This is a genomic window from Bacteroides sp. 51 (assembly GCF_010500965.1).
In the GTDB taxonomy this organism is placed as follows: Bacteria; Bacteroidota; Bacteroidia; order Bacteroidales; family Bacteroidaceae; genus Bacteroides.
In genome coordinates this window covers 8,378-28,958 of record NZ_QVMI01000011.1, presented here as the reverse complement: position 1 = coordinate 28,958, position 20,581 = coordinate 8,378, and the positions used below count along the sequence as shown (strand labels likewise).

Sequence of the window (20,581 nt, the reverse complement as noted above, 5' to 3'; positions counted from 1 at the left end):
GGGCGCCTCGCTCCTAAATCTGCCCGCCGCTTTTAACCTGAAGCCTAAAAGACAGTTTGTAACCTTCGAATAGAGCGATGCCATAGAATAATATGGTCATAGACATCAGATTCTCAATCAGAATATCTATCATCTCGCCTACCGGCATGAGGGACAAGGTTTCCATATAGCCTAATCCCTCATCCGATGCGATAAAGCCAATGATCGAGAAATAATCGCCCAGCACACAGCCCAGTAAAGCCAAAGCTGCTCCGGCAATACCAAATATCTGGCTCACCCCTTTTCCGGCAATGCGCACCGCATAACCCACAATAAAGCCCATACCGATAGCCATATAACCAATCTGATAACCAGTAGAGACAGACACTAAGGCCCACACGGCAGCACCGACAAGGCAAGCAAGCAATCCGGCAAGAATACCCATAGGCAGGTTCTCTTCGCTCCTCAATGCATTCATGTCAATTTCTTCGGCAACCTCTTCTTCGGGGATGGGGGCAATGTTAGTCAACTCTTCGTCTAATGTGAAGTTAGTACATTCGCTTTCAAGCGTAGGATTCTCTCCGGTGAGCTTACACACAAGCCCTTTTCCATTCACAAAATTGCGCGATACACAGTTCCGGCACGCTTCAATACCTTCAAGTTTTCTCATAGTAGCCTTGTTCTTAAGTTTGATAATTGAATAAGTAAAGCTGCAAATATAGTCCAATTTCCTATATATTTTCTAATTTAGCGGGATGAATATGGGGCGAGGCGCCCCGGCCAGGTGCGGCAAGCCGCGCTGCGCTATCAAAGTGAGCTATTAAGTCTCCATATAATAAGAATATGCAAAGATTAAATTTGAAGCGTTCGACCATCATTCATTACAGCCTGCTAGGACTAGCTTTGCTAACCATATGGCTAACCCAGGCTATCCCGGCTTGGGGAGAAGCATATGCACGTACGCTATATCCGGTCATCTCCTGCATACTCATGCCTCTATCCGGGTGGATTCCTTTCTCACTGGGCGACTTATTTATTACACTAAGTATCGCTTGGGTAATTCTATATCCCATCTATGGAACCATCAAAAAGATCGGCTGGAAAAAGACACTCAAACGTATCATAACCTACCTGGCATGGGTGTACGTTTGGTTCTATCTGGCCTGGGGATTGAATTACTCACAGCGCAACTTCTACCAGCGGACAAAAACTCCATACGTAGCTTACACCCCAGAGAACTTTAAAGGATTCCTCGATGATTATATTGAAAAACTAAACGCCGCATACGTCCCCGTTTCAGAATTAGAGGAATTGGATAAAACGCTCGTTCATACCGAGGTCATCAATCAATACAAACAACTCAGCCCCAGTTTAGGCATGCACCCTCCGAAAGGCAACCCACGCGTAAAAACCATGATGTTTACCCCGTTATTCTCCAAAATGGCAATCACAGGATATATGGGACCATTCTTTTGCGAGTTCAACCTGAACGGTGACCTGCTACCGTCGCAATATGCCGACACCTACGCTCACGAAATGGCCCATCTATTGGGAATCACCAGCGAAGCCGAAGCAAACTTCTACGCCTATCAAATATGTATCCACTCGGATGATGCCAGAATACGTTATTGCGGCTACTTCTCCGTATTCCATCACGTACTAAACAATGCCCGTCGACTGATGTCGGAAAACAAAGAAGAATACAAAGCCCTACTGGAGCGTATCCGTCCGGAAATCATCGAACAAGCCACCACCGAACACGAATACTGGATGGCCAAATACAGCCCGACGATAAGTAACATACAAAGCCGGATATACGACTGGTACCTGAAAGGTAACAAGATAGAAAGCGGACGGAAGAACTATTCGGAAGTTGTAGGCTTGCTGATATCCTATCATAATAAGTAATCTCAATCGTAAATTGTAAATCTTTAAATAGTAAATAATAATCATGCATACCAAAAAAGAAAAGATGGAAGCCTACGGGCGCTTTCTCGATATACTCGATGAGCTACGCGAGAAATGCCCCTGGGATCGTAAGCAGACCAACGAGAGCCTGCGCCCCAACACCATAGAAGAAACCTACGAGCTGTGCGACGCGCTGATCAAGGATGACAAAGATGAGATATGTAAAGAACTGGGTGATGTACTCCTTCATGTCGCTTTCTACGCTAAAATTGCATCCGAGAAAGAAGAATTCGACATGGCAGACGTATGTAATCGTCTGTACGATAAGCTCATTTTCCGTCACCCGCATGTATTCGGTTATGTAGAAGCCAATACAGCCGGGCAGGTATCCGAGAATTGGGAACAACTCAAGCTTAAAGAAAAAGGAGGTAACAAAACCGTACTGGGTGGCGTGCCCTCTGCCCTACCCACACTGATCAAAGCTTATCGTATACAAGACAAAGCCCGCAATGTTGGCTTTGATTGGGAACAGAAAGAAGATGTATGGGACAAAGTAAAGGAAGAGTTCAACGAACTGCAAGCCGAAATCGCCGATATGGACAAGGATAAAGCAGAAGCCGAATTCGGTGACCTGTTCTTTAGCCTCATCAATGCCGCACGCCTGTATAAGATCAACCCCGACAATGCACTGGAACGGACAAACCAAAAATTCATCCGCAGGTTCAATTATCTGGAAGAACACACCATAAAAGAAGGTAGAAGCCTCAAGGACCTCTCACTTGAGGAAATGGATAAGTACTGGAACGAAGCCAAAAAACAAGGACTATAAACAATAAATGGCTCAATATCTTTCGCTTAAGATCTTGAGCCATTTCACTTTGTCATACACCATAAACCAGACAAAGTCTCTGATAGAGATATAACCAGCAACAACTTATAGTATTCTTTTACTCAAAATAATGCGTTTAATATTTCATATTGCATTATTTATTTGTATTTTCGTTTACATCTTGCAAAAATCAGAAAAAAACAAAGGTGCCGTATTACGGTTTTCCGTGGGTATTATTGAACTTTTCTATTTAAATTTGCAAATCAATAAATAAATAGTACAATAAAACCTACCCTACATGAATCTGGGAAATGTGTTAATTGCTGATGATCACCCATTCGTCCTGACTTTCCTTCAAAAGTTTTTGGAGGAACACTTCAATATAGACAAAGTTACCACCTTCTTAACCCTCTCCGACCTGAACAAGGAGATTGAGAAGAATACATACGACCTATACATACTGGACCTGGAATTCAAAGATGGCAATTGCTATGAGCTAATCAATACCATTAAGTCTCAGCAGAAAAAAGCAAAAATTATAGTCAACACAGGCCATCGGGAACCGTGGCATATCAATGCGCTGCTGAAACTCAATCCTAATAGTATCGTATTAAAGGACTCCTGCGAAAAGTACTTACTCGAGGCTGTATCGGCAGTAATGAAGGATGAAACATACTTATGTCCTAGTTGCAGAAAGTTCAAGTACAACTATTCATCCAATGCTAAACGTGCAAAAGGGTTGCAAAAAGAAATCACCCCCAAAGAGCGTGAGATTCTTCAACACATAGCCAACGGCGCTACTACACAGGAAATTGCAGACGCATGCCATATAACAGTTAATACGGTGGAATACCACCGTAAAAACCTTATAGTAAAGCTCGAAGCCGAGAACGCCCCCCATCTCATAGCCAAGGCCATCTACTACCAACTGGTCGAACTCAAGAACAAATAACATCTACCTTACCAGACTATCTGAACAAATGAAAAAGCAACTCCTAACCCTCATTCTATCTGTACTGTACTATACTCTTTATGCTAATCCCGGCGAACAAGCATATGATTCAATCATGAACATAATGAAAGACCGTTCAATTCCCCTGTTAGAGCGGTATTATATGACCGGAGACATTGAATATTACACTTTCCCGCAGCAAATCATTATTCTTAAAACACTCCTTCCGGAAGCTAAGGAATACGAAGACAAGGCAGTAATAACACGCCTGTACTCCGTTATTGCCAACCAAAACATTTTGTCTGAAAATCTGGAAGAAGCCAAAACCTATCTGGATAGTGCTTTCTTGTATAAAGGCAAATTCGAGAACAATGCCATTGCCGGATTGATGTATTTTACGGCAGGACATTATTACCATGATTTAAATGATGTAAGAAATGCACATGAGAACTATTATGAGTCTGCCAAATACTTACAGAAACTCCCGTCCCGTCCACCCTTACTGACAGATATCTACTACAATCTGGCAGGAATTTATGTACTATGGGGAGACGAGAACCGTTTGAAGGAACTTATCGAAGAGATGGAAGAAGTACCTGTCTACTTTCCACACCAACATATGTTGAACAGCTGGGTAATCGGAGAATACTATAATGTTCAATATAGCAAGTACAATCAGCCTGCATTACTCGATTCCGTGATCAAGTACAACCTGTATGCAGTCGATCTTTATGATCAAAATGAATTAACGCATGACCAAAAGCATCAAGTGGCTCAGAACTATGTGAGTTTAGTAAGAGCTTACATTGAGAAAGGTGATATCGAAGCTGCCCGCAAAAGCCTTGCACAAGTGGATACGCTCACAAACAAAGAAAAATGGAGCACCCTTATGCAACTTAATACGGTGAAAGGACAATTTTATGCATTCAACAAGGAGTATGACAAAGCAAAACAAGCATTAAATGAAGCTCTTAAACAACTAGGTGTACTCAAGGAAGAACAGAAAACAGACTTTTATGATTACTATATTGAAATTTACGACCGGTTGGGATACATCTATGAACAACAAAAGAGGTATGAAGAAGCGCTTATCTGTGAGAAAAAGTCGCTTGAATATAGAAAACAAATATTCAATAGAGAGAATACTACGATAGTTAACGACCTCAGAACACAGTATAATCTAGACCAACAAGAACGGATCGTAAACCAGCTTACCCTATTAAGTGAACGCAGAAGAAACATCAATATACTGGCAGTGGTTGTTCTCATCCTCTTCCTGGCTTTGATTGTGCAGCTTGTTGTTCGTTTCCGCATTACGAAACGAGCCAATGAGAACAAGCTCAAACTGGAACAGATGAAGCGGAAAGAAAGCGAACTGCAAGTTGAACTCTATAAATCGCGCCACGAAGAAAAAGAGCGGGAGTTTGAGATCATGCAAAACGAAGCTCAGCAGCGCCGTATGCAGTCGTACCTTGAGGGGTTGGAAACGGCGCGCGAAAGACTGTCAAAAGAGTTACACGATAATATTTCCAATGAATTACTGGCTCTGAAGATGAGAATGTTGCAATCCGAAAAGTCCGAAGAGATTATTGAGAAGCTAGGGCAGATACAAGCAGAGGTGCGTGCTGTATCGCATGACTTGCTACCACCCGTATTTCAACATGCCCGTTTCACGGAGGTACTGTATGACTATGTATTCCAATGGAATGAATTGTCGCAAGGCGGAACTGCCAAGTCTCCATACGGAACCCAACTCGTTCTGGACTTTAATCCAGAAGATGAGTCGTGGGACGAACTACCGGAAGATGTCAACCTTGGACTATATCGTATCATTCAGGAATCGGTGGGGAATGCACTGAAACATGCCGAAGCTACACAAATAAACATCACATTAAGCCGGGAAACGGACACGATCACTTTAGCTATACAAGACAATGGCAAGGGATTCGAAGTTCAGGGCGACCATCATGGCATCGGGCTAAAATTGATTAAGGAACGGGCCAAAGGTCTAAACGGACAAGCCACAATCCAGTCTGCACCGGACAAAGGCACGAAGATCGAGGTGATTATCCGGTGTTCGTAGCATGACGCCGGATACACAGAGCGTATCATCAACTTGTTCCGACGGGCAAGTAGTCACCGAAACCGGCGAAACAACAGGAGAAGTGATATAAAAAGCCTTCGTTTTACTTATAAACGGATGAAACCTGCAAGCAAATGGTCAAGTTGTAGCTTATTTTTTGATATTTTATAAAAAAAGAGTTATCTTTACGCACTATTTTTGCAAGGTTAAATTTAACCTTCTTTTATATAGTAAGAACAAACAACTTTTTAGGATGAAAAAAATTATTATGCTACTGGCAATTGCCGGACTTAGTTCTGCTGCTATGGCGCAGGAGGCTAATTCAGATTTAGTAAACAAACATGAAGTGTACACCACAAAGTTCTGGGACAACTGGTTTGTTTCAGCAAGCGTGGGAGCTGAAATGCTGTTTGGAAACAATGATGCCCATGTTGGCGTTGGCGATCGTATCAGCCCTACTTTTAATGTAGGTTTAGGAAAATGGTTTACTCCGGGAATTGGAGTACGTTTGCAATATAGCGGTTACGAGGCCAAAGGATCTAGAAAAAGATTCGGCGCTTATGCAAAAGGTCAACCGGATGCAGCGGGTTATTACGATCAGAAGTTCCACTACATGAACCTGCATGGTGATGTATTGTTCAACTTGAGTGCACTTATCGGCGGTTACAACCCCGACCGTGTGTACGAAATCATTCCTTATCTGGGAGCTGGTTTCACGAACAACTATTCGGGCGTGAAAACAAGACAAGGATTCTCTGTAAACGGGGGTATCATCAACAAGTTCAGACTGTCGCCTGCTTTTGACCTGAACGTGGAACTTGGCGGTATGATGGCTCAAAACAAGTTTGATGCCGAGATCGGTGGCAAGTGCGACTTCGACGGTGTAGTTTCGGCTACCGTAGGTGTGACTTACCGCTTCAAGAATCGCGGATTTAAGACTACTAAGAAATGTCCTCAGCTCATCAGCGAAGCCGAATTGAGAGATTTGCGCAACAGAGCGAATGCTTCGGATGCTGAAAACCAAAGCCTGAAGGATCAATTGGCCAGAAAATCGGATGTTGTGGCTGAGACTGTAGTTAAAACTGTTGCTGACATTACTCCTTATGCTGTATTCTTCGAAATCGGTTCTTCTAAGGTTGCCAGAAAAGAAGAAGTTAACATTGGTCACTTGGCAGAGTATATGAAGAAGTATCCTGAGATTAAGGTACAGCTCATTGGTTATGCCGACAAAGCAACCGGATCAGCAGCAGTGAATCAAAGATTAAGCGTTGAACGCGCACAGACTGTGGCTAAGGTGTTGACAGATAAATATGGTATCAGCAAAGACAGAGTCGCTCTTGAAGGCGAAGGTGGTGTTGATAAATACCAGGAAATTTATCTTAACCGCATGGTATTGATCGAAGCGGTGAAATAAGAAGTATATAGTACTTTACAAATAAAGAGGCACGGAGAATGTTAACGCAACGCGTTAATTTCTCCGTGCCTTTGTTATTAAAGATCAATCAGTGAATCAGTATAGTAGAAGGTTCCTTATCCGTTTGCGGTGTGGTTATTTCTCATTCATCTTGAGAAAGTACTTCATCGGTCTTGAGAAAGTTTCTCATTGACCGTGAGAAAGTTTCTCAAGACCAGTGTGCTATATAGCAGAAACTCCATGAGAAAGCGCTTCAATGCCCAACACGATGTTTAACTTCTGTATGTAGACTCACCACAACTTTGCATCAAATAAAGTAAGCCAGGGCTGCTGCCCTGGCTTACTTTATATCATTTCTTACCTCGTTGCTGTTGTGGTTGTTGCGGTGGCCCATCTTTGCGTTGCTGTGCCGTTTTCAGTATTTCCCTATGGAATTTTGATTCTGCCCGCTGTACCTGGAATATTTTCTTCGGCGAGAGGACCTTCTTGTACTTTGCATAATAGGTTTTATCCAGATTATCCGATTCTATGCGGAGGTCATACACCTGTAAGATGATCTCTTCATATTGAGCATCCGTCATTTTATCATCCTTGCCTTTACGCATCAGCTTCCAGGCTTTATCGTTTATTTCTTTCTTTTTATTCTGGAGCTCGAAATATAGTGGAAAGAACTTGTCTGCTTCAGCCTCAGTGAGGTCTGCTTTTTCTGTTATGTATGCTTTTTGCTTCGCCCTGAATTCATCGGGCGACATATGTTGGTGTGTCCCATCATACGCAAATGTCAGGGCCGTCCCTCCCACCAGTACAAACAGTAGAATAAGTAATCTTTTCATTTTTTTCATTGTGTCAAGTCTGTTTCATTATTCAATCTACACTAGCGTCAGTGAGATACACATACAACGAATAGTCGTCCATCATCGATTGGTTTACGGCATAATCAATATACCCATCGTAAACCACCTCCGAGTCCGCCGCGACTACCGTTTCGGTAACTGCAATCTGCTTATCTTCAAACGGATTAGGGTTATAGGACGCTACCTTGATAATAAGAGCTGCTCCCACGAACATAGCCGCCATGTAGGTCCAAGGCTTCACGCGGTCCCACAGGGTGACTTTCTTCATCACAAACCGTGGCGCTTCCTGTTCGGGAAGTTTATTCATTACCTCCGAAGTAAGCTGTTCGAAGTAACCTTCGGGCGTCGTAAAGGGGTTGCCCGTCCCTACTTTCTTCAACAATTTATCTTCTTCCTTCATAGTTACATCTCCTCTCTGTAATCTTAGACTTTATTCCATTCAAAAGGTTTAATCTGCCTCATCAAGATACTTCTCTATTTTCTTCACCGCATGGTGATAAGAAGCCTTCAATGCTCCGACAGAGGTGCCCAGAATCTCTGACATTTCCTCGTATTTCATTTCCTGATAGTACTTCAGGTTGAAAACCATCCGTTGCTTCTCGGGTAATGCTAACAAGGCTTTCTGCAACAGTAGCTGAACACGGTCGCCCGAGAAATACGGGTCGCTCTCCAGCTTCTGGATGACAGATGCCTCCGGATCGTCAATCGCCACCGTACCCGTGGCACGTTGCTTGTTCAGGAACGTCAGACATTCGTTTAACGCAATGCGGTAAAGCCAGGTCGACAACTTTGCATCGGCACGGAAATAGTCAATATTGACCCATGCTTTGACAAAGGTGTTCTGTAGAAGGTCGTTGGCATCTTCATGCGAAAGCACCATACGGCGGATTTGCCAATACAGTTGCTCGCTATACTCGCGGACAATCATCTCGAAACCCTGTTTCTGGGTTTCCTTGTCCTGAAGCAAAGCCAACACTTCTCTCTCCTTATAGGAGGGCTTCCGGTTTTCGTTCGAATTCTGCATATTGTCTATTCATCAACTCGGGTGGCATCCAACAGTGCCTTATCATATTTGTATGTATCCTCACAGTAAGTTAGCACACCGTCTGCCGAGAGATACATCGTCTGGTAGTCAAGGAACAAGGGGATATGTTCTTTCAGGTTATAAAACTCCAAATCCTTATATCCCTGTTTCTGGGTCACCCTCTTCCCTTCGTCGCTTTGTGCCCGCAGGCTCATGGCCACCCTGATCCGGTCTTCCAGTACAGGATCAGGTTTATCGAGCAGGAAGAAAGCAAAATCCAGCGCCCTTTCCAGACGTACACAACCGTGACTTACCGCGCGATTGGTTCTCAAAAACGCCGACCGTACAGGTGTGTCATGCAAATATACGGCAAAAGTATTAGGAAAACGAAAAATTATCCTACCTAATGAGTTTCCTTCGCGATTATCTTGCTTCACCGTAAACGGGACACCCCTTGCATAGTTAGACCATTTTACGTCGTGAAGGTTTACTTGGTTACCGGCAGAATCATACACTTTCATCCGGTGCTTGGCGAAATAAGCCGTATCCCGGCGATAGGCCGGAATGATTTCTTTCTTAATGATGTTCTGCGGAACGTTCCAATACGGATTCAGCTCAATATAAAAGATTTTGCTTGCCAGCAACGGGGTTTTGTTCCGTGCCGTACCACAACAAATACGCATTTCTACAATAGAATCCGCCACCTCGTTGACTGCTTTCAGCATGAAGGCAGCCGTATTTACAAATACATATTTCTTACCCTTATCCATGGCATATTGCCAACGTTCGCGCTCCAGATTTACCCGTATACGGTCAAGGTAGTACGACATCGGATTGTTCAGGAAACGAACAGTGAAAGAGCCAATAGAATTATCTTCCGGCAAACGGTTGGACACTCTGAATTTATTAACGGCAGCCAGCAATTCGGCAGTCAACACCGTATTCACCGTATCTGCCGTTTCAGGCTTATACTCCCCGGTTATCAGCAACCGGCGCGCAATCAACGGAATTGCAGGGTGACTCTCCCCTTCCTTTACCAATGCATCGCCCATATCGGGAATAGGCTCGAATGTTGCATCAGCCAAAGGCCTAAACCTATCCATTTCCTGCTGCATCAGGGTATAAAACGTAGAAGCAGGCTGAACACGACGAAGCACTTCCGCCGATTTAGCAGCTTGCAGATCTGCAAAAACCTGCTCGGCATACTCTCTACTACAGCTCTTTAGCGGTATCTGATACAGCGTTTTCATCTTCCGCTTACCATTCACCAGTACATTGGCATATTTAATATCGTCATCCACCTCCATATTGTTCAATAACCGGTGCGGCGAGATAAAGCCATAACTCATACCACAGGCGTAGCGCATATAAGCCCGGGTGAGCGTATATTCCAGAACAGCAAGAGAATGATTTATGGATTTCCCTTCATCAAAAGCCAGTTGCTCAAGATGCTTAATCTCCTTTTCTATTCTTGTTTTTGAGAATATTTCGGCGTCCAATCCATGACGATGCGCATTATCCAACCAATACAACAAGGAGTCCACCTGCCTACGGCCATTGCTATTAAGCCAAAGCAGCCGGTCTTGCCCGGTATAATAAGTTGTTATCACAGAATCCCAAACCGTTTGGTTTTCCGTCTGCACCAAACCTGTGCGAATAAAATAGCGAATACTATCCAGAGAGATCGTATGTGTCGTATTCAATCGAGATAAATACGAAGTAGATGATGTCGTATTTATATCCTGCTGCCTGGGTGTACAAGCAATCAACCCAGCCAATAACAAGGATACAGCGATGAGCTTTTTCATAAAGACCTATTATGTGTTGTTTCGGCAGATGCCAGCAATGAATTAGGCCGTAAAGATAAGTTAAATTCCTTAGAGGCTGTTTAAATTTTCCACAGAATAATTCTTATATGTTGCTAAATATCAACACAAAGCATCTCTTTAGCCAGAATTGTATGGGGAAAAACTGCGGATGCTTCCTTCAAAAGAACACTCTCATCCTCATAACGGGCAGAAAAGTGTCCGATAACCAACTGCTTTACTCCCGCCGCCAATGCAATTCTTCCGGCTTGCTCGGCTGTAGTATGGAATGTTTCTTTTGCACGGGGCAGGTCCGCCTGAGCGAAAGTAGCTTCATGGAAAAGCAAGTCAACACCTTTAATCTGGTCAACGATCTGCTCCATATAAATCGTATCCGAGCAATAGGCATAACTACGGGCCGGTGCAGCAGGGCGGGTCAGCTTTGCGTTGGGTACGACTTCTCCTTCGGGAGTCACATAATCTGCCCCATTCTTTATCCGGTTCAATTCATAGACAGGTACTTTATAGAAGTCGACCATTTCCCGAATGATATGATTGGGGCGTTGTTTTTCTTTAAAAAGAAATCCGCAACAAGGAAGACGATGCCTCAAAGGGATGGTGGTCACCGTCAACGAGCGATCCGCATAGATCATTTTAGGTTCGTTAGTCTCGAACTCCCGGAAGAACACGTTGTACGGCAGGTGATTGCAGAAGAACTCCAGCATAGGAGCAAAAAGCTGCTCCGCACCTTTCGGAGCATGAACGTGAAGATCGGCTGTTCGCCCCAAAAGTCCAAAAGTAGAAATCAACCCCAAAAGACCAAAGCAATGATCGCCGTGCAGATGTGAGATAAAAACATGATTCAACCGGGAAAACTTCAGGCGTGTCTTTCGTAATTGTATTTGTGTGCCCTCACCGCAATCTATCATAAAGAGTTTTTCGCGCACGTTCAATACCTGTGAGGTCGAAAAATGGCGGGTAGTAGGCAAAGCCGAGCCGCAACCCAATATATGTAGTTCGAATTTCTCCATAGATCGCAAAGATAACGAAAAAGGGTCTATCCAAAGATAAACCCTTTTATTATTTAAATAAGCAATACGCCTTGGCCGCATGGAAACCTCGCAGCGGCACGTTGCCGCCTACTTATTGTTTTCCATTTGTTCTTTCAAAGCTGCAAGAGCGTCAAGATCACCTAAAGTTGTAGAAGCAGCTTGGTTTTGGATAGCCAGAGCAGCATCTTCTCTTTTTGGAGACGATTTCTTAGCCGCTTTCTTTTCAGCTCTTTCTTCTGCTTTAGCAACATCTTCAAAGATACGGCTATGAGAAAGGATAATTCTCTTAGCGTCTTTGTTGAACTCGATCACCTTGAAGTCAAGTTTCTCATCAAGTTGAGCTTGTGAGCCATCTTCTTTCACCAAGTGTTTTGGAGTAGCAAAACCTTCAACACCGTAAGGAAGAGAGATTACAGCACCCTTATCCAACATTTCGATGATTGTACCTTCGTGTACTGAACCTACAGTAAATACAGTTTCGAATACATCCCATGGATTTTCTTCCAACTGCTTGTGACCAAGGCTCAAGCGACGGTTTTCTTTGTCGATTTCCAATACCTGTACGTCGATGTCAGCACCAATCTGAGTAAACTCTGATGGGTGTTTCACCTTCTTCGTCCAAGAAAGGTCAGAGATGTGGATCAAGCCGTCAACACCTTCTTCGATTTCAACGAATACACCGAAGTTAGTGAAGTTACGTACTTTAGCTGTATGCTTAGAACCAACAGGATATTTCTCTTCGATAGTTTCCCATGGATCTTGTTTGAGTTGTTTGATACCCAAAGACATTTTGCGTTCTTCGCGGTCAAGTGTCAAAACAACAGCTTCTACTTCATCGCCCACTTTCATGAAGTCCTGAGCAGAACGCAGGTGTTGTGACCATGACATTTCAGAAACGTGGATCAAACCTTCAACGCCGGCAGCGATTTCGATGAATGCACCGTAGTCGGCCATAACCACTACTTTACCTTTCACCTTGTCGCCCACTTTCAGTTCAGCGCTAAGTGCATCCCACGGATGAGGAGTAAGTTGTTTCAGACCCAAAGCGATACGTTTCTTTTCGTCATCGAAGTCAAGGATAACCACGTTAAGTTTCTGATCCAGTTCAACCACTTCTTTCGGATCGCTAACGCGTCCCCAAGAAAGGTCTGTAATATGGATCAAACCGTCTACGCCACCCAAGTCGATGAACACACCGTAAGATGTGATATTCTTAACAGTTCCTTCAAGAACTTGTCCTTTTTCAAGTTTACCGATGATTTCTTTCTTCTGCTGTTCAAGTTCAGCTTCGATAAGCGCTTTGTGAGAAACCACAACGTTTTTGAATTCCTGGTTGATCTTAACCACTTTGAATTCCATTGTTTTTCCTACAAATACATCGTAGTCGCGGATAGGTTTCACGTCGATTTGTGAACCTGGCAAGAAAGCTTCAATACCGAATACATCAACGATCATACCACCCTTAGTGCGGCATTTGATGAAGCCTTTGATAATTTCTTCGTTTTCCAGAGCAGCATTAACGCGATCCCAAGAACGAGCAGCGCGAGCTTTTCTGTGAGACAATACCAATTGTCCTTTTTTGTCTTCCTGATTTTCGATGTATACTTCAACTGTATCACCTACTTTCAGTTCAGGGTTGTAGCGGAATTCATTCAAAGGAATGATACCGTCTGATTTGTAACCAATATTCACAACAACTTCACGTTTGTTCATAGAGATTACAGTTCCGTCAACTACCTCACGGTCGTTAACTTTGTTCAATGTACCGTCGTATGCTTTCTCAAGATCAACACGCACAGCACCTTCGAAAGTGTCACCTTTCTCATACGCATCCCAGTTGAAGTCCTCAACAGGAGCAATGTTCTTTAAATTTTCCATTAATAATGATTTGTTTTTAAAAGCTTTAATTAAATAAGACATTATATATATTACATAATAAATCGGGCGCAAAGATAGCACTATTTTACTGAAAACCAAAATAATGGTTCAGTTGTTCTATACATTAAAGACTAGAACAGAACAAAGATGGCATACATTGACTATTACAAGATTCTTGGGATCAGTAAAACAGCTACTCAAGATGAAATAAAGAAGGCATACCGTAAACTGGCGCGTAAGCATCACCCGGATTTGAACCCTAACGATTCGGAAGCAATCAAAAAGTTTCAGGAGATCAACGAAGCCAATGAGGTGTTGAGTGATCCTGAGAAACGGGAGAAATATGATAAATATGGAGAGAACTGGAAACATGCCGACCAGTACGAAGCTCAACAACAACAGTACCAACAGCAAAGTGGTGGTAGTAGCGGCGGATTCGGTGACGGAAGTACGTTCTGGTCATCATCGGGTGGTGATGCAGGCGACTTCTCAGACTTCTTCGAATCCATGTTCGGTTCCCGCAGGGGGCGAAGCACTGCCGGAGGTTCTTCTTATGGTTTCCGCGGACAAGATTATTCGGCCGAGCTGCAATTATCACTGGCAGATGCTGCGAAAACGCATAAACAGGTGATTACGGTCAACGGAAAGAATCTCCGTATCACCGTTCCTGCTGGTATTGCCAATGGACAGAAGATTAAATTGAAAGGACAAGGCGGTCCGGGAGCAAACGGTAGTCCGGCGGGCGACCTGTATATCACGTTCATCATTCCCGAGGATAGTACATTCAAGCGGGTCGGTAATGATATTTACATCACTGCAAGCATTGATATGTTTACCGCAATCCTGGGAGGAGAGACTGTGGTAGACACCATGGATGGAAAAGTGAAGTTAAAAGTAAAACCCGGAATCCAGAATAACACTAAAGTACGTCTCAAGGGTAAAGGTTTCCCGGTTTATAAAAAGGAAGGATCATTCGGCGATCTCATTATTACATATAATGTAGAGATACCAACCAACCTAACCGGGAAGCAGAAAGATCTGTTGAAAGAAGCCCGGGATTTGAAGTAAATTTATTGTTTACAGTTTAAAGAATTGTATTATGCAAACAGATTTTATTATAGTTCAGGAATATTGCCGTAAGACCAACACGGACCCTTCTTTCTTTATTTTATTGGAAGAGGTTGGACTGATTAACGTATTTATAGAAGAAGGAGAAAAGTATTTCCAGGCCTCCCAACTCATTGACCTCGAAAGGTACAGCCGCATGTACTACGACCTTTCTATTAACATCGAGGGCATTGATGCCATAGACCACATGCTGAAACGAATGCAAGAATTACAAGCTGAGGTTAAAACGCTAAAAGACCGGCTTAGCCTCTACGAGTAAGCGTAATATTACTCCTCCACCAAGTAATTATTTATATTCCGTTCTTCTTTGCTGAAGTCCACTCCTACCTTTACTTTCTTCCTTGGGTCCATGGCGTATGGTTCCATGTATCCCTTTTCGTCTATTTGCCGGAGCGCTTCCTCGGCACTACCGTTGAGTTTAAACTCAAACACATAAATACAATCTTTTGTTTTTACCACCGCGTCGGCCCGGCCTTTGGCGCTGTGCACCTCAGCATCAGTGAATTGGCCCATAAGTTTGAATACCAGATAGAAGATTACCTGGTAATGTCTTTCGGTCCGGTCGCTCAGTTCATAAGGAATCCCTGCAAAGAATGCTTTAAGGCGTTCGATGAACGATGGCACATCACCTGCCTGAAGCTCTTTCACGAAGTGGCTGATGTGAAACTCTGTTTCCTCGTCCGGCACTTCGGTATAAAAAGGCATCAGGAACTCCATAAACCCATACTTCACTTCATCATTAGGAAACTTCAGCGTATAGAGTTTAAACTTCTCTTCATATCCTTTGATTGTAAGATATCCGCTTTGGTAAAACACAGGAAGCGGGTTTCGCACGTCTACACGATATTCAGAAAAGGCTCGTGCTCCAACCTGTACTCCGTCAATAAGTAACCGCAGATCGTAATCGCTCTGCTTGAGCAAGTCTACCAAGTAAGTTGGAGTTCCGGTGGGAAACCAGTAGTAGCCAAACTCATACCCATCGAATACATTCAGTACACTGAACGGGTTGAACATTCCCCGACCTTGCGGGTGAAAATGATACCCATCGTAAGAAGCAGTCATTTTATCAACAGTTTCATCGAACGTGAGTCCATTGCGTTTACCTAGTTCTTCGAGTTCGGGAGTGAACACTTCAATTAGTTCTTTCTTTGTTATTCCACACAGTTCAGCATATTGGGGTTTCATGCTGATATCGTTTAGTTGGTTCAGATCGCTGAACACACTGACCTGTGCAAACTTCGTTACCCCGGTCAGGAATACAAAACGCAAATATTGGTCGGCACTTTTGAGTACTCCGTAAAAGGCTTTGAGTGTTTTTTTGTATGCCTCGGTTAGTTCTTCGTCTAAAATAACTTGTAGTAGTGGCTTGTCGTATTCATCAATGAGTACCACTACACCTCTGCCGGTTTGTTCGTATGCCCGGCGGATGATACCGCTGAAGCGAGTTGAGTAAGAGTCCTCTCCTTCGTCCTTGCCATACAGCTTTTCCCACTGCACTAAATGGAATTCCAATATCATGCCCAGCCTTTCCGGTGCATCATACTTTTCGGCGTTCAGGTCCAGGTGTAATATGGCGTGTTTGTTCCATTCTGTTTCCAGTTTTTCGATGGCCAGACCTTCGAACAGGTCCTTTCGACCTTGGAAGTAGGCTTCAAAGGTCGATATTAATAAGCTTTTACCAAATCGCCGGGGACGACTCAGGAAGTAAGGTTTCCCAGTATTGGCTATTTGCCACATCAGTGCCGTTTTATCTACATAAAGATAACCCTCTTCACGCAAGTCTTTAAAGCTCTGTATTCCTATAGGAAGTTTACGCAATAGTTTATTCATAACGCTTTGTTCTTTCCGTTTTACTCCTCCACCAAATAATGGTTAATATTCCGCTCCTCTTTGCTGAAATCTACTCCTACCTTTACTTTCTTCCTTGGGTCCATGGTGTAGGGTTCCATGTATCCCTTTTCGTCTATTTGCCGGAGAGCCTCTTCGGCACTACCGTTGAGTTTAAACTCAAACACATAGATGTAGTCTTTTGTTTTTACCACCGCATCGGCCCGGCCTTTGGCACTGTGCACTTCGGCATCAGTGAATTGGCCCATAAGTTTGAATACCAGATAGAAGATTACCTGGTAATGTCTTTCGGTCCGGTCATTCAGTTCATAAGGAATCCCTGCAAAGAATACTTTAAGGCGTTCAATGAACGATGGCACATCGCCTGCCTGAAGCTCTTTCACGAAGTGGCTGATATGGAATCCTGTTTCATCGTTGGTCACATCAGTGTAAAAAGGAATCAGGAATTTCAGGAATCCATAGCGAACTTCATCATTGGGGAATCCCAGTGTGTAAAGTTCAAACGTATTATCGTAATCTTTTATGGTAAGATAACCGCTTTGGTAAATCATCGGTAGCGGATTGTTGGCATCAGCACGGTATTCCGAGAAGCCTCCAACGTCTACCTGTACTCCGTCAATAAGTAACCGCAGATCATAGTCACTTTCTTTGAGCAACTCTACTAAATAGGTTGGTGTACCTGTAGCGAACCAATAATGACTAAACTCTCCCGATTTCAATGTATTCAGTACACTGAATGGGTTGAATATGCCCTGCCCCTGTCGATGAAAATGATACCCATCGTATAAAACGGTCATTTTATCAACAGTCTCATTGAACGTCAGTCCATTGCGTTTGCCTAAAGCTTCCAGTTCGGGAGTAAATACCTCTACGAGTTCTTCTTTTGTAATGCCGCAAACCTCAGCATAATCTTGCCACATGCTGATATCCTGCAACTGATTTAGGTCGCTGAACACACTGACCTGTGCAAACTTCGTTACCCCAGTCAGGAATACGAAGCGTAGATATTGATCAGCGCTTTTGAGTACGCCATAAAAAGCTTTAAGCGTCTTTTTGTATGCCTCAGTCAGTTCTTCGTCTAAGATTGCTTGCAGTAACGGTTTATCATATTCATCAATCAGTACCACTACACCTCTGCCGGTTTGTTCGTATGCCCGGCGGATGATGCCACTGAAACGAGTTGAGTAAGAATCCTCTCCTTCGTCCTTGCCATACAGCTTTTCCCACTGCACTAAATGGAATTCCAATATCATGCCCAGCCTTTCCGGTGCATCATATTTCTCGGCGTTCAGGTCCAGGTGTAATATGGCGTGTTTGTTCCACTCTGTTTCCAGTTTTTCGATGGCCAACCCTTCGAACAGGTCCTTTCGACCTTGGAAGTAGGCTTCAAAAGTCGATATCAATAAGCTTTTACCAAATCGCCGGGGGCGACTCAGAAAGTAAGGTGTTGCCGTAGAGGCCAACTGCCACACCAGTGCCGTTTTATCTACATAAAGAAAGCCTTCTTCACGAAGTTTTCTAAAGCTTTGTATTCCTATAGGAAGTTTACGCAATAGTTTATTCATAACGCTTTGTTCTTTCCGCCAAAGATAGCATATTTTCAGTTATTTATGGCTAACAGAGCCCCTATATTCAAAGAACTCCTCTATATCCACGCTTGGTATAGGGAGTTCCGCAACAAAACAACTTAGTGGAGGAAAATCGTGATATCACATCATGGATTGCCTCATGCTAACACGACAATTTTTATACAAAATCGTTGATATCTAAAATTCATAAAAGATCATTTTGAAACAAATTAATCACAACGTCGAGTAAACCAAGGGAATTTCACCCTTAGCTTCTCACGGAACCGTACGTGATAGTCTCCCATCATACGGCTCTTCGTAAAAGAACACCAGGTTACTCTTCTGCTTCTTACTTGGTATAGAAAGAGTAAAACCATACTGCCAGTGTACAAACAGGTTAGGAAAATGCTCGACAATCCAACAAAAACGACGCTTGGAACGAAAGTAGCTAGTGAACTTATGTTTCTTTTGCAAGAACCGGATTAACCGGTGGTTTAATGCCTGAAACATCTGATCCATAGCTTTCAGACGATGCCGACCGTAGTAGTGTATNCCGCCCCTACAGTTAAATCAACTCTTCCGGATCTTTTATGCCCATCGGGAATAATAGTAACCGATTTCGAACTCTGATACTGCAAACTGTCTCTTGCTAGGTCTACATATGTAACTGGTGAACTTATGTTTCTTTTGCAAGAACCGGATTAACCGGTGGTTTAATGCCTGAAACATCTGATCCATAGCTTTCAGACGATGCCGACCGTAGTAGTGTATCCATCCAAGGAGTTTGGGGCGCAACAGGGTAGCAACCTGCTTTAAACTAAGATCGGTATGCTGCGTTATTTCCAAGCTCTTAATGTACTGTAGAATGCGGCTTTGGCTCTTAATACTGATAGCAGGACCGAAGCCCCAGAACAACTCGCCGTTGTCTTTAGCACACTTACGAGGCTTGAACGTATAGCCCAAAAAGTCGAATGAACAGGAAACGTCCTTGGATTCCTTATGGAAACGGGCATGACGGTCACAATATACTATTTTGGTCTTCTCCTCGTTCAGCGACAGTTGATGTTGCTTGAAGCGATTCCTGACAGCGTTAAGTATAAAGTATGACTGTTCTAAACTGCGGGTGTGAATGACAATGTCATCACAATACCGCTCGAACACCATAATAGAGTGAAACTCCTGCATCCATTTATCGAACACTTCATGTAGAAACAAATTAGATAGTAACGGACTGATAACGCCACCCTGGGGAGTTCCCTTCTCGCGCTTTTCCAACCTATTGCCGGAGCGTTTGAGTAAGGGTGCCTGTAACCAACGAGAACAATACAACAGTATATGTTTCTTGTCGGTATACTTCTCTAGAATGCTCATCATCACTTCGTGGTCGATGTTATCAAAGAAACCTTTGATATCCAGATCGACAACATACCATCTTTCCCAACTGTATTTAGCGCATTGATTGAGTGCATCAAAAGCATTTCTGCGTGGACGATATCCGAAAGAACTGGGATGGAATAAAGGCTCCACAATATATTCCAGTTCACAACGGATAACTTCCTGCGCCACACGGTCGCAAAGTGTAGGGATACCGAGCATACGGCGCGTGCCGTCTGACTTGGGAATACCCACCTCTTTAACCGCAGAGGGCATATAACTGCCACTGGCAAGCCGATTCCACAAAGGGTAAAGGTATTTGCGGGGGTTGGCGTTGATCATATCAGCGCTAACCCGATCCACACCACCATTGCCGCGACTGCCACGGCGAACGTGTTTCCACGCTCCCCAGACAGCCTCTTTGCTGATCGGCTGGGTTCTTGTCTTAGTGTCAAAAATCATCCTTACTTCTTTTCAGTTTCAGTTGTTATACAATAATAAGACTATTACGTGAAGCCCTTTGCTCCGGCTGACTTTCGAAAGCCATCAACACTACTACGGCTTCATCCGCCACAGATAAGTACATCTCTACTTTCGACCTCGCAGTGTTTGCCCGCTTGTGTCTTTTCGATTAACATTACTTACCTGCTTCCCTACTTCCGTACCTAAACCCAAGTATAAGTCCTGCCACCTGTACACCGTACACGATGCAAGCAGTATATACAGGTGTCACTCTTGCACTTGTCCCTACAGCGAATAAAGACCGTAGGTTTTCGTGGTAATCCATTGTTCTTTCGATGCTTCTTCAGTGGTTCATTTACATTCAGCTCCTATACTCACACCTGAGAGTCTCTTCCAACTCCCTTTTCTCCAACCGTTCAATAC

18 protein-coding genes are annotated in these 20,581 nt (G+C 43.6%); 7 read left to right on the top strand and 11 right to left on the bottom strand.

The window, feature by feature from the left end:
• Nucleotides 1–13: 13 nt before the first annotated feature.
• Complete coding sequence (locus D0T87_RS10260) at nucleotides 14–649, bottom strand: hypothetical protein (RefSeq protein WP_163175036.1); 636 nt, start codon at nucleotides 647–649, stop codon at nucleotides 14–16.
• A gap of 173 nt (nucleotides 650–822) precedes the next feature.
• Here D0T87_RS10260 and D0T87_RS10255 point away from each other — a divergent pair, with 173 nt between their 5' ends.
• The 5 genes from D0T87_RS10255 (at nucleotide 823) to D0T87_RS10235 (ending at nucleotide 7,165) form a co-directional block, all read left to right on the top strand.
• Entirely contained in the window at nucleotides 823–1,887 is a 1,065-nt protein-coding gene (locus tag D0T87_RS10255; RefSeq protein WP_203558665.1) for a DUF3810 domain-containing protein, read from the top strand.
• A gap of 43 nt (nucleotides 1,888–1,930) precedes the next feature.
• Nucleotides 1,931–2,716: a nucleoside triphosphate pyrophosphohydrolase gene (gene mazG / locus D0T87_RS10250; protein WP_163175035.1), complete on the top strand. Its 786-nt coding sequence runs from the start codon at nucleotides 1,931–1,933 to the stop codon at nucleotides 2,714–2,716.
• 298 nt (nucleotides 2,717–3,014) lie between these two features.
• Nucleotides 3,015–3,668, top strand: a complete 654-nt coding sequence (locus tag D0T87_RS10245) for a response regulator transcription factor (RefSeq protein WP_163175034.1) — start codon at nucleotides 3,015–3,017, stop codon at nucleotides 3,666–3,668.
• 28 nt (nucleotides 3,669–3,696) lie between these two features.
• On the top strand, nucleotides 3,697–5,751 hold the full coding sequence (locus D0T87_RS10240; RefSeq protein WP_163175033.1) for an ATP-binding protein: 2,055 nt from the start codon (nucleotides 3,697–3,699) through the stop codon (nucleotides 5,749–5,751).
• A gap of 253 nt (nucleotides 5,752–6,004) precedes the next feature.
• Nucleotides 6,005–7,165 carry an OmpA family protein gene (locus tag D0T87_RS10235; RefSeq protein ID WP_163175032.1) on the top strand — a complete coding sequence of 387 codons (1,161 nt, stop codon included), beginning with the start codon at nucleotides 6,005–6,007 and terminating at the stop codon, nucleotides 7,163–7,165.
• A gap of 350 nt (nucleotides 7,166–7,515) precedes the next feature.
• Here the strand turns inward: D0T87_RS10235 and D0T87_RS10230 are convergent, their stop codons facing one another.
• The 6 genes from D0T87_RS10230 to rpsA form a co-directional block, all read right to left on the bottom strand.
• Entirely contained in the window at nucleotides 7,516–7,998 is a 483-nt protein-coding gene (locus D0T87_RS10230; protein ID WP_163175031.1) for a hypothetical protein, read from the bottom strand.
• Nucleotides 7,999–8,029: 31 nt separating this feature from the next.
• Nucleotides 8,030–8,419 (bottom strand): hypothetical protein, encoded by a 390-nt coding sequence (locus D0T87_RS10225; protein WP_163175030.1) that lies wholly within the window; start codon nucleotides 8,417–8,419, stop codon nucleotides 8,030–8,032.
• Between the two features lie 48 nt (nucleotides 8,420–8,467).
• Nucleotides 8,468–9,043 carry an RNA polymerase sigma factor gene (locus D0T87_RS10220; RefSeq protein ID WP_163175029.1) on the bottom strand — a complete coding sequence of 192 codons (576 nt, stop codon included), beginning with the start codon at nucleotides 9,041–9,043 and terminating at the stop codon, nucleotides 8,468–8,470.
• A 5-nt stretch (nucleotides 9,044–9,048) separates the two neighbouring features.
• A complete protein-coding gene (locus tag D0T87_RS10215; RefSeq protein ID WP_163175028.1) occupies nucleotides 9,049–10,851 on the bottom strand; it encodes a L,D-transpeptidase family protein in 1,803 nt (600 codons plus the stop codon).
• A gap of 113 nt (nucleotides 10,852–10,964) precedes the next feature.
• On the bottom strand, nucleotides 10,965–11,879 hold the full coding sequence (locus D0T87_RS10210; RefSeq protein ID WP_163175027.1) for a ribonuclease Z: 915 nt from the start codon (nucleotides 11,877–11,879) through the stop codon (nucleotides 10,965–10,967).
• A 108-nt stretch (nucleotides 11,880–11,987) separates the two neighbouring features.
• Nucleotides 11,988–13,778: a 30S ribosomal protein S1 gene (gene rpsA / locus D0T87_RS10205; RefSeq protein ID WP_163175026.1), complete on the bottom strand. Its 1,791-nt coding sequence runs from the start codon at nucleotides 13,776–13,778 to the stop codon at nucleotides 11,988–11,990.
• A gap of 147 nt (nucleotides 13,779–13,925) precedes the next feature.
• Between rpsA and D0T87_RS10200 the strand changes: the two genes are divergently transcribed.
• Nucleotides 13,926–14,846, top strand: a complete 921-nt coding sequence (locus tag D0T87_RS10200; protein ID WP_163175025.1) for a DnaJ C-terminal domain-containing protein — start codon at nucleotides 13,926–13,928, stop codon at nucleotides 14,844–14,846.
• A gap of 31 nt (nucleotides 14,847–14,877) precedes the next feature.
• Nucleotides 14,878–15,165, top strand: a complete 288-nt coding sequence (locus D0T87_RS10195; protein WP_163175024.1) for a chaperone modulator CbpM — start codon at nucleotides 14,878–14,880, stop codon at nucleotides 15,163–15,165.
• Nucleotides 15,166–15,173: 8 nt separating this feature from the next.
• Here the strand turns inward: D0T87_RS10195 and D0T87_RS10190 are convergent, their stop codons facing one another.
• From D0T87_RS10190 to ltrA, 4 genes are all read right to left on the bottom strand, one after another.
• Nucleotides 15,174–16,736: an ATP-binding protein gene (locus tag D0T87_RS10190; RefSeq protein WP_163175023.1), complete on the bottom strand. Its 1,563-nt coding sequence runs from the start codon at nucleotides 16,734–16,736 to the stop codon at nucleotides 15,174–15,176.
• A gap of 20 nt (nucleotides 16,737–16,756) precedes the next feature.
• Complete coding sequence (locus tag D0T87_RS10185; RefSeq protein WP_163175022.1) at nucleotides 16,757–18,319, bottom strand: ATP-binding protein; 1,563 nt, start codon at nucleotides 18,317–18,319, stop codon at nucleotides 16,757–16,759.
• A 279-nt stretch (nucleotides 18,320–18,598) separates the two neighbouring features.
• Nucleotides 18,599–18,841: a hypothetical protein gene (locus tag D0T87_RS10180; protein WP_163175021.1), complete on the bottom strand. Its 243-nt coding sequence runs from the start codon at nucleotides 18,839–18,841 to the stop codon at nucleotides 18,599–18,601.
• 69 nt (nucleotides 18,842–18,910) lie between these two features.
• Nucleotides 18,911–20,158: a group II intron reverse transcriptase/maturase gene (gene ltrA, locus D0T87_RS10175; RefSeq protein ID WP_163175020.1), complete on the bottom strand. Its 1,248-nt coding sequence runs from the start codon at nucleotides 20,156–20,158 to the stop codon at nucleotides 18,911–18,913.
• Between the last annotated feature and the right edge of the window lie 423 nt (nucleotides 20,159–20,581).

Bases quoted from the DNA above. Each gene is read 5' to 3' on its own strand.
- ltrA (WP_163175020.1), bottom strand. From the start codon at position 20,158: ATGATTTTTGACACTAAGACAAGAACCCAGCCGATCAGCAAAGAGGCT.
- D0T87_RS10195 (WP_163175024.1), top strand. From the start codon at position 14,878: ATGCAAACAGATTTTATTATAGTTCAGGAATATTGCCGTAAGACCAAC.
- rpsA (WP_163175026.1), bottom strand. From the start codon at position 13,778: ATGGAAAATTTAAAGAACATTGCTCCTGTTGAGGACTTCAACTGGGAT.
- D0T87_RS10215 (WP_163175028.1), bottom strand. From the start codon at position 10,851: ATGAAAAAGCTCATCGCTGTATCCTTGTTATTGGCTGGGTTGATTGCT.
- D0T87_RS10180 (WP_163175021.1), bottom strand. From the start codon at position 18,841: ATGGATCAGATGTTTCAGGCATTAAACCACCGGTTAATCCGGTTCTTG.
- D0T87_RS10260 (WP_163175036.1), bottom strand. From the start codon at position 649: ATGAGAAAACTTGAAGGTATTGAAGCGTGCCGGAACTGTGTATCGCGC.
- D0T87_RS10245 (WP_163175034.1), top strand. From the start codon at position 3,015: ATGAATCTGGGAAATGTGTTAATTGCTGATGATCACCCATTCGTCCTG.
- D0T87_RS10185 (WP_163175022.1), bottom strand. From the start codon at position 18,319: ATGAATAAACTATTGCGTAAACTTCCTATAGGAATACAAAGCTTTAGA.
- D0T87_RS10240 (WP_163175033.1), top strand. From the start codon at position 3,697: ATGAAAAAGCAACTCCTAACCCTCATTCTATCTGTACTGTACTATACT.
- D0T87_RS10190 (WP_163175023.1), bottom strand. From the start codon at position 16,736: ATGAATAAACTATTGCGTAAACTTCCTATAGGAATACAGAGCTTTAAA.
- D0T87_RS10200 (WP_163175025.1), top strand. From the start codon at position 13,926: ATGGCATACATTGACTATTACAAGATTCTTGGGATCAGTAAAACAGCT.
- D0T87_RS10210 (WP_163175027.1), bottom strand. From the start codon at position 11,879: ATGGAGAAATTCGAACTACATATATTGGGTTGCGGCTCGGCTTTGCCT.
- D0T87_RS10220 (WP_163175029.1), bottom strand. From the start codon at position 9,043: ATGCAGAATTCGAACGAAAACCGGAAGCCCTCCTATAAGGAGAGAGAA.
- D0T87_RS10235 (WP_163175032.1), top strand. From the start codon at position 6,005: ATGAAAAAAATTATTATGCTACTGGCAATTGCCGGACTTAGTTCTGCT.
- D0T87_RS10255 (WP_203558665.1), top strand. From the start codon at position 823: ATGCAAAGATTAAATTTGAAGCGTTCGACCATCATTCATTACAGCCTG.
- D0T87_RS10230 (WP_163175031.1), bottom strand. From the start codon at position 7,998: ATGAAAAGATTACTTATTCTACTGTTTGTACTGGTGGGAGGGACGGCC.
- mazG (WP_163175035.1), top strand. From the start codon at position 1,931: ATGCATACCAAAAAAGAAAAGATGGAAGCCTACGGGCGCTTTCTCGAT.
- D0T87_RS10225 (WP_163175030.1), bottom strand. From the start codon at position 8,419: ATGAAGGAAGAAGATAAATTGTTGAAGAAAGTAGGGACGGGCAACCCC.